The 13,960-nt window shown below is 71.0% G+C and carries 12 protein-coding genes; all 12 read left to right on the top strand.

The genetic code is table 11. The annotated features are described in order from the left end of the window. The first annotated feature begins 502 nt into the window (after positions 1-502). Positions 503-631: a hypothetical protein gene (locus MHW47_RS35765; RefSeq protein WP_275449480.1), complete on the top strand. Its 129-nt coding sequence runs from the start codon at positions 503-505 to the stop codon at positions 629-631. A 93-nt stretch (positions 632-724) separates the two neighbouring features. Next, positions 725-1,762 (top strand): 3-isopropylmalate dehydrogenase, encoded by a 1,038-nt coding sequence (locus tag MHW47_RS21570; RefSeq protein ID WP_239225430.1) that lies wholly within the window; start codon positions 725-727, stop codon positions 1,760-1,762. Positions 1,763-1,992: 230 nt separating this feature from the next. Beyond that, positions 1,993-3,081: a branched-chain amino acid aminotransferase gene (locus MHW47_RS21565; protein ID WP_239225429.1), complete on the top strand. Its 1,089-nt coding sequence runs from the start codon at positions 1,993-1,995 to the stop codon at positions 3,079-3,081. A gap of 348 nt (positions 3,082-3,429) precedes the next feature. Next, positions 3,430-5,037 carry a citramalate synthase gene (gene cimA / locus MHW47_RS21560; RefSeq protein WP_239225428.1) on the top strand — a complete coding sequence of 536 codons (1,608 nt, stop codon included), beginning with the start codon at positions 3,430-3,432 and terminating at the stop codon, positions 5,035-5,037. A gap of 337 nt (positions 5,038-5,374) precedes the next feature. Then, a complete protein-coding gene (locus tag MHW47_RS21555; RefSeq protein ID WP_239225427.1) occupies positions 5,375-6,349 on the top strand; it encodes a LacI family DNA-binding transcriptional regulator in 975 nt (324 codons plus the stop codon). Between the two features lie 209 nt (positions 6,350-6,558). After that, complete coding sequence (locus MHW47_RS21550) at positions 6,559-8,235, top strand: ABC transporter substrate-binding protein (RefSeq protein WP_239225431.1); 1,677 nt, start codon at positions 6,559-6,561, stop codon at positions 8,233-8,235. A 24-nt stretch (positions 8,236-8,259) separates the two neighbouring features. Then, positions 8,260-9,327, top strand: a complete 1,068-nt coding sequence (locus MHW47_RS21545; RefSeq protein WP_239225426.1) for an ABC transporter ATP-binding protein — start codon at positions 8,260-8,262, stop codon at positions 9,325-9,327. Beyond that, a complete protein-coding gene (locus tag MHW47_RS21540) occupies positions 9,324-10,304 on the top strand; it encodes an ABC transporter permease (protein ID WP_239225425.1) in 981 nt (326 codons plus the stop codon). Before MHW47_RS21545 ends, MHW47_RS21540 begins: the two co-directional genes overlap by 4 nt. Positions 10,305-10,307: 3 nt before the next feature. Continuing rightward, entirely contained in the window at positions 10,308-11,288 is a 981-nt protein-coding gene (locus MHW47_RS21535; RefSeq protein ID WP_239225424.1) for an ABC transporter permease, read from the top strand. Further along, positions 11,285-12,292, top strand: a complete 1,008-nt coding sequence (locus MHW47_RS21530; RefSeq protein WP_239225423.1) for an ABC transporter ATP-binding protein — start codon at positions 11,285-11,287, stop codon at positions 12,290-12,292. Before MHW47_RS21535 ends, MHW47_RS21530 begins: the two co-directional genes overlap by 4 nt. A gap of 64 nt (positions 12,293-12,356) precedes the next feature. Continuing rightward, on the top strand, positions 12,357-13,775 hold the full coding sequence (locus tag MHW47_RS21525; protein ID WP_239225422.1) for a GH1 family beta-glucosidase: 1,419 nt from the start codon (positions 12,357-12,359) through the stop codon (positions 13,773-13,775). Continuing rightward, positions 13,736-13,960: hypothetical protein (locus tag MHW47_RS21520; RefSeq protein ID WP_239225421.1), on the top strand; the 225-nt coding region annotated here is incomplete at its 3' end. The genes MHW47_RS21525 and MHW47_RS21520, both read left to right, overlap by 40 nt.

Below are 13,960 nucleotides of genomic sequence, written 5' to 3'. Positions count from 1 at the left end.
GGTGCGGGCAGCCAGGCCAGCGCGGCGGCCGCGCCGGTGGCGGCGGCCACCCCGGCGGCGGTGAGCGTGTCGGGCGACACCTCACGGCGGGCCAGCGCGGTGCGGACACCGGCGAGCCGGTCCGCGTACCAGGGCTTGAGAGCGTAGAGGCCGTTCATGGCCCCCACTCTCGTGCGACGCACAGGTGTGCGACACGGGCCTGCTACTCAAGTACGGCTGAGTACCCGCACGGGCCCCCGCACCCGGCCGCGCGGGGCCGCTGTCTCAGATAGTAGGAAGTCCGAGTAATTGTGGAGACAGACAGGCCCGGCTGTTCTAGCTTTGTAGAAGCCGAACGTCTCGCTCGATCAAGCGACCGGCGGTCGTGAGCGCGCGCCCCCGTGCAGGCAACCCCTGCGGCGCCCGCCCCCCGCCCCTTCCGGCGCCTCGAAATCACTGATCTCGACATCACCCCACGCTGTTCGATCTCGAAATCCTCGCGATCTCAAGGAGTCGATCCACCATGGCCGAAACCGCCGTCCGCCGCGTCCGCCACACCCACCGCCCGACCGAGTCGGAGCGCCGCGCCGCTGCCGCCGCCCTCCAGCGCGCCCTCGACCGCCGGGACAACGGCGGCTCCACCGGCCACTGAACCGACCCGCCCGCCCCGCCCCGTACACACGTCCGAGTGTCCGCATGATGGACGTGACGTGTCATGGGGTGGGACGCGCAGTAGGGTGCGCACATGTCTCGCAGCATCAATCTCGCAGTGATCCCCGGTGACGGTATCGGCCAGGAGGTCGTGGCCCAGGGCCTCAAGGTCCTCAACGCTGTTCTCCCGCAGGATGTGAAGCTGGAGACCAAGGAGTACGACCTTGGCGCCCGGCGCTGGCACCGCACCGGTGAAACCCTCCCCGACGCGGAGCTCGAAGCCCTCAAGGGGCACGACGCCATCCTGCTCGGCGCGATCGGCGACCCGTCCGTGCCCTCCGGCGTCCTGGAGCGCGGGCTGCTGCTGAAGCTGCGCTTCGCCTTCGACCACTTCATCAACCTGCGCCCCTCGAAGCTCTTCCCGAACACGGACACCCCGCTGGCCGGCCGTCCGGACATCGACTTCGTCGTCGTCCGCGAGGGCACCGAGGGCCCGTACACCGGCAACGGCGGCTCGCTGCGCACCGGCACGGAGCACGAGGTCGCCACCGAGGTCAGCCTGAACACCGCCTTCGGTGTCGAGCGGGTCGTGCGCGACGCCTTCGAGCGTGCCGCCGCCCGTCCGCGCAAGAAGCTGACGCTGGTCCACAAGAACAACGTGCTCGTGTACGCCGGCCACCTGTGGAAGAACACCTTCGACAAGGTCGCCGCCGAGTACCCGCAGGTCACCACCGACTACCTGCACGTCGACGCCGCGACGATCTTCTTCGTCACGCAGCCGGAGCGCTTCGACGTCATCGTCACCGACAACCTCTTCGGCGACATCCTCACCGACCTCGCCGCGGCCGTCTCCGGCGGCATCGGCCTGGCCGCCTCCGGCAACATCAACCCGACGGGCGCCTTCCCGTCGATGTTCGAGCCGGTCCACGGCTCCGCCCCCGACATCGCGGGGCAGGGCAAGGCCGACCCGACCGCCACGATCCTCTCCGTCGCCCTCCTGCTGCGCCACCTCGGCTACGACGCCGAGGCCGAGCGCATCGAGGACGCCGTCTCCGCCGACCTCGCGGAGCGCGACGGCGCCCGTACGACCGACGAGATCGGCGACGCCCTCGCGGTACGCGTAGCGGGCTGATCCGACGACTCACCACGAAGCCGCCGGGTCGCAGACGCACCCGGCGGCTTCACCTGTGCGGCCCTCGGGTGTCACCATCGAACCCTGGACCGCATTCCCGCCATTTCGTGCGCGGCACCTGTCGAGCGATAATCGAACAGGGCCGTGTCCCGCAGCATTGCTCGGACGTCCTAGCACCTGATGGCGCGCACGCGGTCCTGCCCACACAAAACGGTGAAGGACACGCACTCATGACGACGCCCACGATCGAGCTCAAGCCCTCCGCGCACCCGCTGTCCGACGCGGAGCGCGAGGCGATCCTGGTCCAGCCCGGATTCGGCCGCCACTTCACCGACCACATGGTCACGATCAAGTGGACCGAGGGCCGCGGCTGGCACGACGCGCAGCTCGTCCCCTACGCGCCGCTGTCGATCGACCCCGCCAACATGACGCTGCACTACGGCCAGGAGATCTTCGAGGGCCTCAAGGCGTACCGGCAGCCGGACGGCTCCGTCGCCACCTTCCGCCCCGAGGCCAACGCCGAGCGCTTCCGCGCCTCCGCGCGCCGGCTCGCCATGCCGGAGCTGCCCGTCGAGACCTTCGTCGCCGCCTGCGACGCCCTCGTCCAGCAGGACGCCGCCTGGGTTCCGGCGCACGGCGGCGAGGAGTCCCTCTACCTGCGCCCCTTCATGATCGCGACCGAGGTCGGCCTCGGTGTGCGCCCGGCCAACGAGTACCTCTTCCTCGTCATCGCCTCGCCGGCCGGCGCCTACTTCCCCGGTGGTGTGAAGCCCGTCTCCATCTGGCTCTCCGAGGACCGGGTGCGCGCCGTCCCCGGCGGCATGGGCGACGCCAAGACCGGCGGCAACTACGCCGCCTCCCTCCTCGCCCAGGCCGAGGCCGCCGCCAAGGGCTGCGACCAGGTCGCCTACCTCGACGCCGTCGAGCACAAGTGGGTGGAGGAGCTGGGCGGCATGAACCTCTACTTCGTGTACGGGGACCGCATCGTCACCCCGTCCCTCACCGGCTCCCTGCTCGCCGGCATCACCCGCGACTCGCTGCTCAAGCTGGCCGGCGACCTCGGGTACACCGCCGAGGAGGACCGCGTCTCCCTCGACCAGTGGCGCGACGACACCGCCGCCGGCACCCTGACCGAGGTCTTCGCCTGCGGCACCGCCGCCGTCATCACCCCCGTCGGCACCGTGAAGTGCGCCGGCGGCGAGTGGACCCAGGGCGACGGCACGCCCGGCCCGGTCACCCTCAAGCTGCGCGAGCGCCTGCTCGACATCCAGCGCGGCACCGCCGAGGACACCCACGGCTGGATGCACTCCCTCGCCTGACCGGCGCCCCCGCACCGCGGACCGCGTCCGGCGTCTCGCCGGACGCGGTCCGCGCGCCCGCATCCTGAGACGGGGCGGGAGTCCGGGCCGCTCCTGTGCCAGACTGCGTCCGTGCCCTCGTTCGTCATGATTATTGGCAGCAGGCGCGCCGGTCCGCAGTGACCGTCCCGTACCACGACGTACGGCACGGCCACCGTGCCCCAGACCCGCGCGCAGACCTCTCGCACCCGCGAGGGGTTTTTTGTTTTGCGGCCTCACCACGGCCGCGACACGAGGCGCGCGGGATGATGGGGGCAAGTGGAGCCAGATCGTCCGGATTCCACTCATCCGACAGGAGTCAGACCAGCCATGACCACCAAGGCCAAGCCCACCGACGACAGCTTCCATGTCTTCGACACCACGCTGCGCGACGGCGCGCAGCGTGAAGGCATCAACCTGACGGTCGCCGACAAGCTGACCATCGCCCGGCACCTGGACGAGTTCGGCGTCGGCTTCATCGAGGGCGGCTGGCCGGGCGCCAACCCCCGTGACACCGAGTTCTTCGCCCGCGCCCGCCAGGAGATCGAGTTCAAGAACGCCGAGCTGGTCGCCTTCGGCGCGACCCGCAGGGCGGGCGGCTCGGCGGCCGAGGACCCCCAGGTCAAGGCGCTGCTGGAGTCCGGAGCCCCGGTGATCACGCTGGTCGCCAAGTCCCACGACCGCCATGTGGAGCTGGCCCTGCGCACCACCCTGGAGGAGAACCTGGAGATGGTCCGCGACACCGTCTCCTACCTGTGCGCCCAGGGCCGCCGGGTCTTCGTCGACTGCGAGCACTTCTTCGACGGCTACCGCGCCAACCCCGAGTACGCCAAGGCCGTCGTCAAGGCCGCCGCCGAGGCCGGCGCCGACGTGGTCATCCTCTGCGACACCAACGGCGGGATGCTCCCGGCCCAGGTCCAGGCCGTCGTCGCCACCGTCCTCGCCGACACCGGCGCCCGGCTCGGCATCCACGCCCAGGACGACACCGGCTGCGCCGTCGCCAACACCCTGGCCGCCGTGGACGCCGGCGCCACGCACGTCCAGTGCACCGCCAACGGCTACGGCGAGCGCGTCGGCAACGCCAACCTCTTCCCGGTCGTCGCCGCGCTGGAACTCAAGTACGGCAAGCGGGTCCTGCCCGACGGCGCGCTGGCCGACATGACCCGCGTCTCGCACGCCATCGCCGAGGTCGTCAACCTCACCCCCTCCACCCACCAGCCCTACGTCGGCATCTCCGCCTTCGCGCACAAGGCCGGGCTGCACGCCTCCGCGATCAAGGTGGACCCGGACCTCTACCAGCACATCGACCCCGCTCTCGTCGGCAACACCATGCGGATGCTGGTCTCCGACATGGCCGGACGCGCCTCCATCGAGCTCAAGAGCGACGAGCTGGGCATCGACCTCGGCGGCGACCGCGAACTCGTCGGCCGGGTCGTCGAGCGGGTCAAGGAACGCGAACTCAAGGGCTACACCTACGAGGCGGCCGACGCCTCCTTCGAGCTGCTGCTGCGCGCCGAGGCCGAGGGCCGGGTGCGGCGCTACTTCCGCACCGAGTCCTGGCGCGCCATCGTCGAGAACCGGCCGGACGGCACCCACGCCAACGAGGTGACCGTGAAGCTGTGGGCCAAGGGCGAGCGCATCGTCGCCACCGCCGAGGGCAACGGCCCGGTCAACGCCCTGGACCGGGCGCTGCGCGTGGCCCTGGAACGGATCTACCCGCAGCTCGCCAAGCTGGAGCTGACGGACTACAAGGTCCGCATCCTGGAGGGCCGCACCGGCACCGACTCGACCACCCGCGTCCTGATCACCACGGGCGACGGCACCGCCGAGTGGTCGACCGTGGGCGTCGCCGAGAACATCATCGCCGCCTCCTGGCAGGCCCTGGAGGACGCGTACACCTACGGACTGCTGCGCGCCGGCCTCGAACCCACGGACTGACCCCGCACGGGGCGACGCCCCCGTCCGCCCGCCGTCAACCGGCGTGGCGGGCGGGGGCGTTCGCGTGCACGGCCCCGTACGGGCACCGAGTGAACGGGATCGCGACGGCCACGTCAAGGGTTTGTACGTTCAGGAGTTGAAGCCACGGGGCGTCCTCTCCCCGTTATCGGATGGGTACGGACCAATCTCGACGTGAAGTATTGACGGTCCTGTTCCCGCGAGGGTTAACTCACGCCACCAACGCCGGTACCGGTTCCGGAACCGGTTGCGGTACCGGTTCCGTCGCGGGTCGTTCCGGCCGCGGTTCCCGTCGTCCCACCCTGCCCTGGAGGCTCCGATGCGTGTCACCATCGCCGACGTCGCCCGCGAGGCCGGCGTCAGCAAGACGACCGTGTCCCGGGTCATCAACACCAAGGGCGAGGTGGACGGCGCCACGGCGGCCCGCGTCCGCGCGGTGATCCAGCAGCTCGGCTACGTACCCAGTTCGGGCGCCGTGGGCCTGGCCCGCGGCAGCAGCCGCACGGTCGGCATGCTGGTGCCCTCGCTGACCTGGCCCTGGATGGGCGAGGTGCTCCAGGGCGTCGTGGACACCGTCGAGGCCGCCGACTACGGGCTGCTGCTGTTCACCTGCAACCGGGGGGCCGAGTCCGTCCAGCGCTTCACCAGCCAGGTGTCGGCGCGGGCCTTCGACGGACTGGTCGTGGTGGAGCCGGAGAACACCCTGGACCACCTCACCGAACTGCACCGCGACGGCCTGCCGATCGTGCTGATCGACGATCGCGGCCACCACCCCGAGTTCCCCTCCGTCGTGACCACCAACCGCGAGGGAGGCGCCTCGGCCGCCCGCCACCTGCGGGACGCCGGACGCACCAGGCCCGTCGTGATCACCGGCCCCGAGGGGTTCGGCTGTGTCCGCGACCGGCTGGCCGGGTTCGTCTCGGTCCTGCCCACCGACCTCGTCGTCCGGGGCGACTTCACCGAGCGCTGCGGCCGGCTGGCCGTCGAGGAACTCCTCGCGGCCGGCACCGGGTTCGACTCGGTCTTCGCCCACAACGACATCACCGCGGCCGGTGTGCTGCGGGCGCTGCGCGCCGCCGGGAAGTCCGTGCCCGGTGACATCGCGGTCGTCGGTTTCGACGACATCCCGATGGCCGAACACACCGAACCGCCCCTGACCACCGTGCGCCAGCCCACCCGGCAGATGGGTGAGACGGCGGCACGGATGCTCCTCGCGCACCTCGGCGGCACGCCCGCGCCCGACACCCCGGTCGTGCTGCCCACCGAACTGGTCGTGCGCCACTCGGCGCCCTAGCGGTCCGGGCGCCCCAGGCCCGCCACCGCACCGCACCACCCGCACCACCCGCACCGCCCGCACCACCCCCACCCGCACCACCGCACCCCCTTCACCCCCCAGAGACGCCCGCACCGCCCACGCCCGTACTCGCACCGCCCGTACCCGGCGCGCCGAGCGCTGCCCGTTTCCGGATCTCCCAGACCCGCCGGTTCCCACCTGGAGTCGCTATGTCCGCACGCCGTCACACGCTGAGAGCCGCCGCGCTCGCCACCGCGGTGGTCGCCCTCGCCGCAGGCTGTTCCTCCGCCAACTCCGACCGCGACAAGAACGGCGCGGCCGGCGCCTCCGGCGTCCTCACCCTGGGCAAGCCGGACGGCCCGCAGACCAACAACAGCAACCCGTTCCTCAACACCTCGGCGGGCGCCACCCTCGGCTACCGCCACATGATCTACGAGCCGCTGGCGATGACGAGCCAGATCCGGCCCGCCGCCAAGGCCGACCCGTGGCTGGCCACCGACTGGGAGTGGGACCTCAACTACCACAAGGTCACCTTCACCCTCGACGAGCGCGCCAAGTGGGCCGACGGCAAGCCGGTCACCGCCGAGGACGTGGCGTTCACCTTCGGACTGCTCAAGAAGCACCCCGCGCTCAACGGCAACGGCATCACGTACGGCGACATCAAGGTCCAGGACAAGAAGGTCATCCTGCACTTCGACGACTCGCAGTACGTCAACCAGAACAAGATCATCCAGCAGTTCATCGTGCCCAAGCACATCTGGGAGAAGGTCGACAACCCGGAGACCTGGCCCAACCGCACCCCCGTCGGCTCCGGCCCGTACAAGCTGAAGACGTTCACGCCGCAGACCACCACCCTGACCGCGACGCCCAGCTACTGGAAGGGCGCCACCAAGGTCAAGGAGCTGCGCTACACCACGTACAACGACAACAGCGCCGCCACCACCGCGCTGGCAAGCGGCAAGCTGGAGTGGTCCTTCGTCTTCATGCCGGACTACAAGAAGCTGTTCATCGCCAAGGACCCCAAGAACCACAAGCTGTGGTTCCCCTCCGGCCTCGGCATCCACGGCCTGTGGTTCAACACCACCCGCAAGCCGTTCGACAACCCGGCGCTGCGCCGCGCCATGGCGATGGTCGTGGACCGCAACGCCATCTACACCCAGGCCGAGGCCACCCTCTACCCGGAGATCACCAACCCCACCGGCATCCCGCTGCCCGCCGGCGAGTCGTTCATCGCCCCCGAGTACAAGGACGCCACCACCGAGCCGGACGTCGAGGGCGCCAAGAAGGTCCTGGAGAAGGCCGGGTTCACGCTCTCCGGCGGCGTCCTCAAGGACCCGGGCGGCAAGCCCGTGAAGCTCACCTTCACCGACCCGGCCGGCTGGAACGACTACATCACCGGCCTGGCGATCATCAAGGACAACATCAAGAAGATCGGCATCGAGGCCGAGGTCAAGACCCAGACCGCCGAAGCCTGGGGTACCGACGTCGCCAACGGCAACTTCGACGCCACCCTGCACTGGACCAACAGCGGCGCCACCCCGTACGACATGTACCAGAACATCATGGACGGCGCCCTGCTCCAGCCCATCGGCAAGGCCTCCCAGTCCGGCAACTACGGACGCTTCAAGAGCACCGAGGCCACCGAGGCGCTGAAGGACTTCGCGCAGGCCACCACGGACACCGCCCGCACCAAGGCGATGAACACCCTGCAGAAGATCATGGTCGAGCAGGCACCGATGATCCCGACCGCCGCCGCGCCCATCGGGGCGGAGTACTCCACGAAGAACTGGGTGGGCTGGCCCACCGAGGACGACCCGTACGCGGACCCGCAGCACACCCAGCCCTCCTCGCTGGAAGTCGTCCTCAAGCTCCAGCCCGCCAAGTAGGACCAGGGATTCCAGGGACCGGCCATGTCTGAACAGCCAGAACAGCCAGAGAACAACCACGTCGTGCTCGAAGCACGCGGAGTCACCAAGCACTTCGCCGTGCGGCGCACCGGCCGCGACCTCCTCGCGGGCAGGCGCCGCACCGTCCACGCCGTCGACGACGTCTCGCTGGAACTGCGGCGCGGCACCGTCACGGCACTGGTGGGGGAGTCGGGCTCCGGGAAGTCCACCGTCGCCCGCCTGCTCGCCCAGCTGTATCCGCTCACCTCGGGCGAGATCCGGCTGGGCGGGGAGCCGGTGAAGGCCGGACGTGGCCGGTCCTTCCGCAGGTACGTACGCCGGGCCCAGCTCATCTTCCAGGACCCGTTCGCCTCGCTGAACCCCGTGCACACCGTGCGCTACCACCTGACCCGGTCACTGAGAATCCACGGCCGGGCCGGCAGCGGCGAGGCGGAACTGGAGGAGAACCTGACCGCTCTGCTGAACCGCGTCCAGCTGACACCTCCTCATCAGTACCTGGACAAGTTCCCGCACGAGCTGTCGGGCGGTCAGCGCCAGCGCGTGGCCATGGCCCGCGCGCTCGGCGCCGACCCCCAGGTCCTGCTCGCCGACGAGCCCGTCTCCATGCTGGACGTCTCCATCCGGCTCGGCGTGCTCAACCTGCTGGGCGACCTCCGGGACCGGCTGCGCCTCGCCATCCTCTACATCACCCACGACATCGCCTCCGCCCGCTACTTCGCGGACACCACGCTGGTGATGTACGCGGGCCGGGTCGTCGAGGGCGGCGACAGCGAGACCGTCACCCAGCGCCCCGCCCACCCCTACACCCAGCTGCTCATCGCCTCGGCACCCCACCCCGACCGCACCGACGACGACGAGGAGCCGGAGGAGGACGCCGGCGGCGAGCCCCCCTCGCTCATCGACCCGCCGGCCGGCTGCCGCTTCCACCCCCGCTGCCCCCGGGCGATGGAGCGCTGCCGCACCGAACTCCCGCCGCGCTTCGACCTCGCCGACGGCCAGTGGGCCGCCTGCTGGCTGTACGAGAACGCCACCGGCACCGAGGCCGCCCGGGCGAAGGAGGCCGTGAAGTGAAGTACCTCCTCCAGCGGCTCGCCTTCTACCTGGTCACCGCCTGGGCCGCGATCACCATCAACTTCCTCATCCCGCGCCTGATGCCCGGCGACCCCGTCCAGTCACTCCTCGCCCGCTACCAGGGCCAGCTCGACACCAGCGCCGTCGCGTCCCTGGAGGCCCTCTTCGGCCTCGACCGGAAGCAGTCGCTCTGGGAGCAGTACACCGACTACTGGTCCCACCTGCTCCACGGCGACCTCGGCATGTCGTTCACCTTCTTCCCGACCCCGGTCGGGGAGGTCATCGGCCAGGCCCTGCCCTGGACCGTCGCGCTCGTCGGCATCACCACGCTCATCAGCTTCGCCCTCGGCACCGGCATCGGGGTCTTCGCCGGCTGGCGGCGCGGCTCCTGGACGGACGCGCTGCTCCCCGTCACCACGTTCATCTCGTCGATCCCGTACTTCTGGCTCGGGCTCATCGCCATCTCGCTGTTCGCCGTCAAGTGGCCGGTCTTCCCCTTCGAGGGCGGCTACGACGACTCCCTGGTCCCGGCCTTCGACTGGCCGTTCATCTCCAGCGCGCTCTACCACGGGGTGCTGCCGGGCATCACGATCGTCCTCAGCGCCGTGGCCGGCTGGATTCTCGGCATGCGCAACATGATGGTGACGGTCTCCAGCGAGGACTACGTCATGGTCGCCCAGGCCAAGGGCCTCTCCGAACGCCGGGTCATGTTCGGTTACGCGGCACGCAACGCGATCCTGCCCAACATCTCCGGCTTCGCCCTCTCGCTCGGCCTCATCGTCGGCGGCACGCTCCTGGTCGAGATGGTCTTCAGCTACCCCGGCATCGGCTTCCAGCTGCTCAAGGCCGTCGGCGCCAAGGACTACCCCCTGATGCAGGGCGTCTTCCTCATCATCACGCTCTCCGTGCTGGTGGCGAACCTCCTCGCCGACGTCCTCTACATGCTCCTCGACCCCCGCACCCGAAGGGAGGCGTAGCGGATGGCCGTCAACGCCACCGAGGCCGCCGTGCTCGACGCCGCCGAGGCCCCGGCCGCGAGCCGGCGCAGGTTCCGCTTCCTGCGCGGCCGCAAGACCGTCGTCGGGCTGTGCATCCTGCTGTTCTTCGTGCTCATCGCGATCATCGGCCCGTGGATCGCCCCGTACGACCCCGATGCGATGAGTCAGGAACTGCTCCAGCCGCCCTCCGGTTCGCACTGGCTCGGCACCACGCACATCGGCCAGGACGTGCTCTCGCAGATCCTCGTCGGCGCCCGGGGCGTCCTGCTCGTCGGGTTCGTCGCCGGCATCCTCGCCACGATCCTGTCCGTGCTCGTCGGCGTCACCGCGGGGTTCCTCGGCGGCGCGGCCGACGAGGCGCTGTCGCTGCTGTCCAACGTCTTCCTGGTCATCCCCGGACTGCCGCTGATCATCATCATCGCCAGCTTCGTCAGCGACACCGGCGACCTGCTCATCGCCGCCGTCATCGCCCTCACCTCCTGGGCCTGGGGCGCCCGCGTGCTGCGCGCCCAGACGCTGTCGCTGCGCCGCCGCGACTACGTGGAGGCGGCCCGCGCCACCGGCGAACCCACCTGGCGGATCATCCTCTTCGAGGTGATGCCCAACCTCACCGCCGTCATCGCCTCCGGCTTCGTCGGCACCGTCATCTTCGCGATCCTCTCCGAGATCACCCTCGCCTTCATCGGCGTCGCCGACATCTCCAACTGGAACTGGGGGACCGTCCTGTTCTGGGCGCAGGCCAACCAGGCCTTCGCCCTGGGCGCCTGGTGGTGGTACGTCCCGGCCGGGCTCTGCATCGCCCTGCTCGGCATGTCCCTCGCGCTCATCAACTTCGGCATCGACGAGTTCGTCAACCCGCGCCTGCGCACCGAGACGGGCGGCTCCCGCACGGTCAGGATGCGCGTCGGCTTCACCCCGGTGGCCCGCACCGGCACCGCACCGCACAAGGAGACCCGCCCATGAGCGAGCCCGTCCTCACCATCAGCGGCCTCGACGTGGACTACGGGACCGGCGCCGGCGCCGTGCACGCCCTGCGCGACATCGACCTCACCCTGCACCGGGGCGAGGTCCTGGGCCTGGCCGGCGAATCCGGCTCCGGCAAGTCCACCCTGGCCTACGCGGTCACCCGGCTCCTCTCCCCGCCCGGCGTCATCACCGGCGGCGAGGTCCACTACCACCGGCGCGACGGCGGCCGGCTCGACCTGCTCGCCCTGTCCGCGGCCGAACTGCGCGCCTTCCGCTGGCAGGAGCTGTCCATCGTCTTCCAGGGCGCGATGAACTCGCTGAACCCCGTGCACACCGTCCACAGCCAGCTCACCGACGTCCTCCAGGCGCACCGCCCCGACATGCGCAAGGCCGACCGCACCGCCCGCGCCCGCGAACTCCTCGCCCTCGTCGGCATCTCCCCGGACCGGCTCGGCGCCTACCCGCACCAGCTCTCCGGCGGCATGCGGCAGCGCGTCATGATCGCGATGGCGCTCGCCCTGGAACCCGAAATCGTCATCATGGACGAGCCGACCACCGCCCTCGACGTCGTCATGCAGCGCCAGATCCTGCGCCGGCTCGTCCGGCTCCGCGAGGAACTCGGCTTCTCCGTCGTCTTCATCACCCACGACATCTCGCTGCTGATCGAGTTCTCCGACCGAATCGCGATCATGTACGGCGGCCGGATCGTCGAGGAGGCCGGCGCCGCCGACATCTACCGCGACCCCCGCCACCCGTACAGCGCCGGACTGCTGCACTCCTTCCCGGCGCTGCACGGCCCGCGCCGCGAACTCAGCGGCATCCCCGGCTCGCCCCCGCACCTGACGGCGATGCCCCCCGGCTGCGCCTTCCACCCCCGCTGCGCCAGGAGGACCGAGGGCTGCGACACCCACGTCCCGGTGCTCGCCGCGCCGGACGCGGACGACTCCCGCACGGTGGCCTGCTGGCTCCACCACGAGGCCCCGGCCCCCGCCCGCGCGTAGCGGGTGCGTCCGGCACCTCCCGCGCCCGCCCGGCCCGACGAGCAACGCACACGACAGGAGAACCATGGACCCCGTCACCTCCCAGGGATACGCCCGCGAGATCCCGGCCCGGCCCGTGCCCGGGCTGCCCGCCGACTTCCGCTGGGGCGTCGCCACCGCCGCGTACCAGATCGAGGGCGCGGCGGCCGAGGACGGCAGGACGCCCTCCATCTGGGACACGTACTGCCGGGTGCCGGGCATGGTCGTGCGCGGCGAGAACGGTGACGTGGCGTGCGACCACTACCACCGCATGCCCGAGGACGTCCGGCTGATCGCGGACCTCGGCGTCGACACGTACCGCTTCTCGCTGGCCTGGCCGCGTATCCAGCCGGGCGGGCGCGGCCCCGCCAACCCCAAGGGCCTGGACTTCTACAAGCGGCTGCTCGACGAGCTGGAGGCGGCGGGCGTCACTCCCTGGGTCACCCTCTACCACTGGGACCTGCCGCAGGAGCTGGAGGACGCGGGCGGCTGGCCGGTCCGCGACACCGCGTACCGCTTCGCCGACTACGCCGCCCTCGCCCACGACGCCCTCGGCGACCGGATCACCCACTGGACCACGCTCAACGAGCCCTGGTGCACCGCCATGCTCGGCTACGCCTACGGCAGCCAGGCCCCCGGCCGGCAGGACTTCGGCGAGGCGATCCACGCCGTCCACCACCTGCTCCTGGGCCACGGACTCGCCGCGCGCCGGATGCGCGAACAGGCCGCCGCCCGGGGCGACGCGCTGGAGCTGGGCCTCACCCTCAACCTGGGCACCGCGACCCCGGAGACCGACAGCCACGAGGACGCCGAGGCGTGCCGCCGCGCCGACGGGCTCGGCGCCCGGCTCTACCTGGACCCGGTCGTCAAGGGCACCTACCCCGAGGACGTCGTCGCCGACCTCGCCGCCCAGGGCGTCGAACTGCCCGTCCAGGACGGCGACCTGGCCGCGATCTCGACGCCGCTGGACGTGCTCGGGGTCAACTTCTACCGGGGCGCGCTGTTCTCCGGCGTCACCGAGGACGGCGCGGCCACCGACGCGGAGGGGCTGCCCGTCACCCGGCAGGTGGAGCGCGACCTGCCGCGCACCGCCATGGACTGGGAGATCACCCCCACCGCCCTTACCGACCTGCTCGTCCGCCTGGAGCACGACTACGGCCTGCCCACCGTCGTCACGGAGAACGGCGCCGCCTTCGACGACACCGTCGCCGAGGACGGGGCCGTCCACGACGCCGACCGCACCACCTACCTCGCCGACCACATCGACGCCGTCGCCGCCGCCCGCGCCCAAGGGGCGGACGTGCGGGGCTACTTCGCCTGGTCGCTGCTGGACAACTTCGAGTGGTCCTACGGCTACGACAAGCGGTTCGGCATCGTCCGCGTCGACTACGAGACGCAGGAGCGGACGCTCAAGGACAGCGCCAAGTGGTACCGCGACACCATCCGGCTCACCCGCGACGCCTGACCCCCGACACCCCCGCAGGACGGCAGGACAGCACGACAGCAGCACCGGCGCGGGCCCCCGAGGGCCCGCGCCGCCCCCGTACGCACCGCACCAGCAACCCGTACGAAGGAGCCGCACACATGCCACCCCGCACCCGCCGCCGGGCGCGACCGGCCACCGCCGCGCTGGCCGCCGCCACCGTGCTG

It is taken from the genome of Streptomyces sp. OfavH-34-F (assembly GCF_022347745.1).
Classification (GTDB): Bacteria; Actinomycetota; Actinomycetes; order Streptomycetales; family Streptomycetaceae; genus Streptomyces.
This window is presented reverse-complemented; position numbering and strand designations above follow the sequence as displayed.

What these genes read in the sequence shown, in the direction of transcription:
- MHW47_RS21535 (WP_239225424.1), top strand. Translation starts at nt 10,308, where the DNA reads ATGGCCGTCAACGCCACCGAGGCCGCCGTGCTCGACGCCGCCGAGGCC.
- MHW47_RS21545 (WP_239225426.1), top strand. Translation starts at nt 8,260, where the DNA reads ATGTCTGAACAGCCAGAACAGCCAGAGAACAACCACGTCGTGCTCGAA.
- MHW47_RS21565 (WP_239225429.1), top strand. Translation starts at nt 1,993, where the DNA reads ATGACGACGCCCACGATCGAGCTCAAGCCCTCCGCGCACCCGCTGTCC.
- MHW47_RS21525 (WP_239225422.1), top strand. Translation starts at nt 12,357, where the DNA reads ATGGACCCCGTCACCTCCCAGGGATACGCCCGCGAGATCCCGGCCCGG.
- MHW47_RS21570 (WP_239225430.1), top strand. Translation starts at nt 725, where the DNA reads ATGTCTCGCAGCATCAATCTCGCAGTGATCCCCGGTGACGGTATCGGC.
- MHW47_RS21530 (WP_239225423.1), top strand. Translation starts at nt 11,285, where the DNA reads ATGAGCGAGCCCGTCCTCACCATCAGCGGCCTCGACGTGGACTACGGG.
- MHW47_RS35765 (WP_275449480.1), top strand. Translation starts at nt 503, where the DNA reads ATGGCCGAAACCGCCGTCCGCCGCGTCCGCCACACCCACCGCCCGACC.
- cimA (WP_239225428.1), top strand. Translation starts at nt 3,430, where the DNA reads ATGACCACCAAGGCCAAGCCCACCGACGACAGCTTCCATGTCTTCGAC.
- MHW47_RS21550 (WP_239225431.1), top strand. Translation starts at nt 6,559, where the DNA reads ATGTCCGCACGCCGTCACACGCTGAGAGCCGCCGCGCTCGCCACCGCG.
- MHW47_RS21555 (WP_239225427.1), top strand. Translation starts at nt 5,375, where the DNA reads ATGCGTGTCACCATCGCCGACGTCGCCCGCGAGGCCGGCGTCAGCAAG.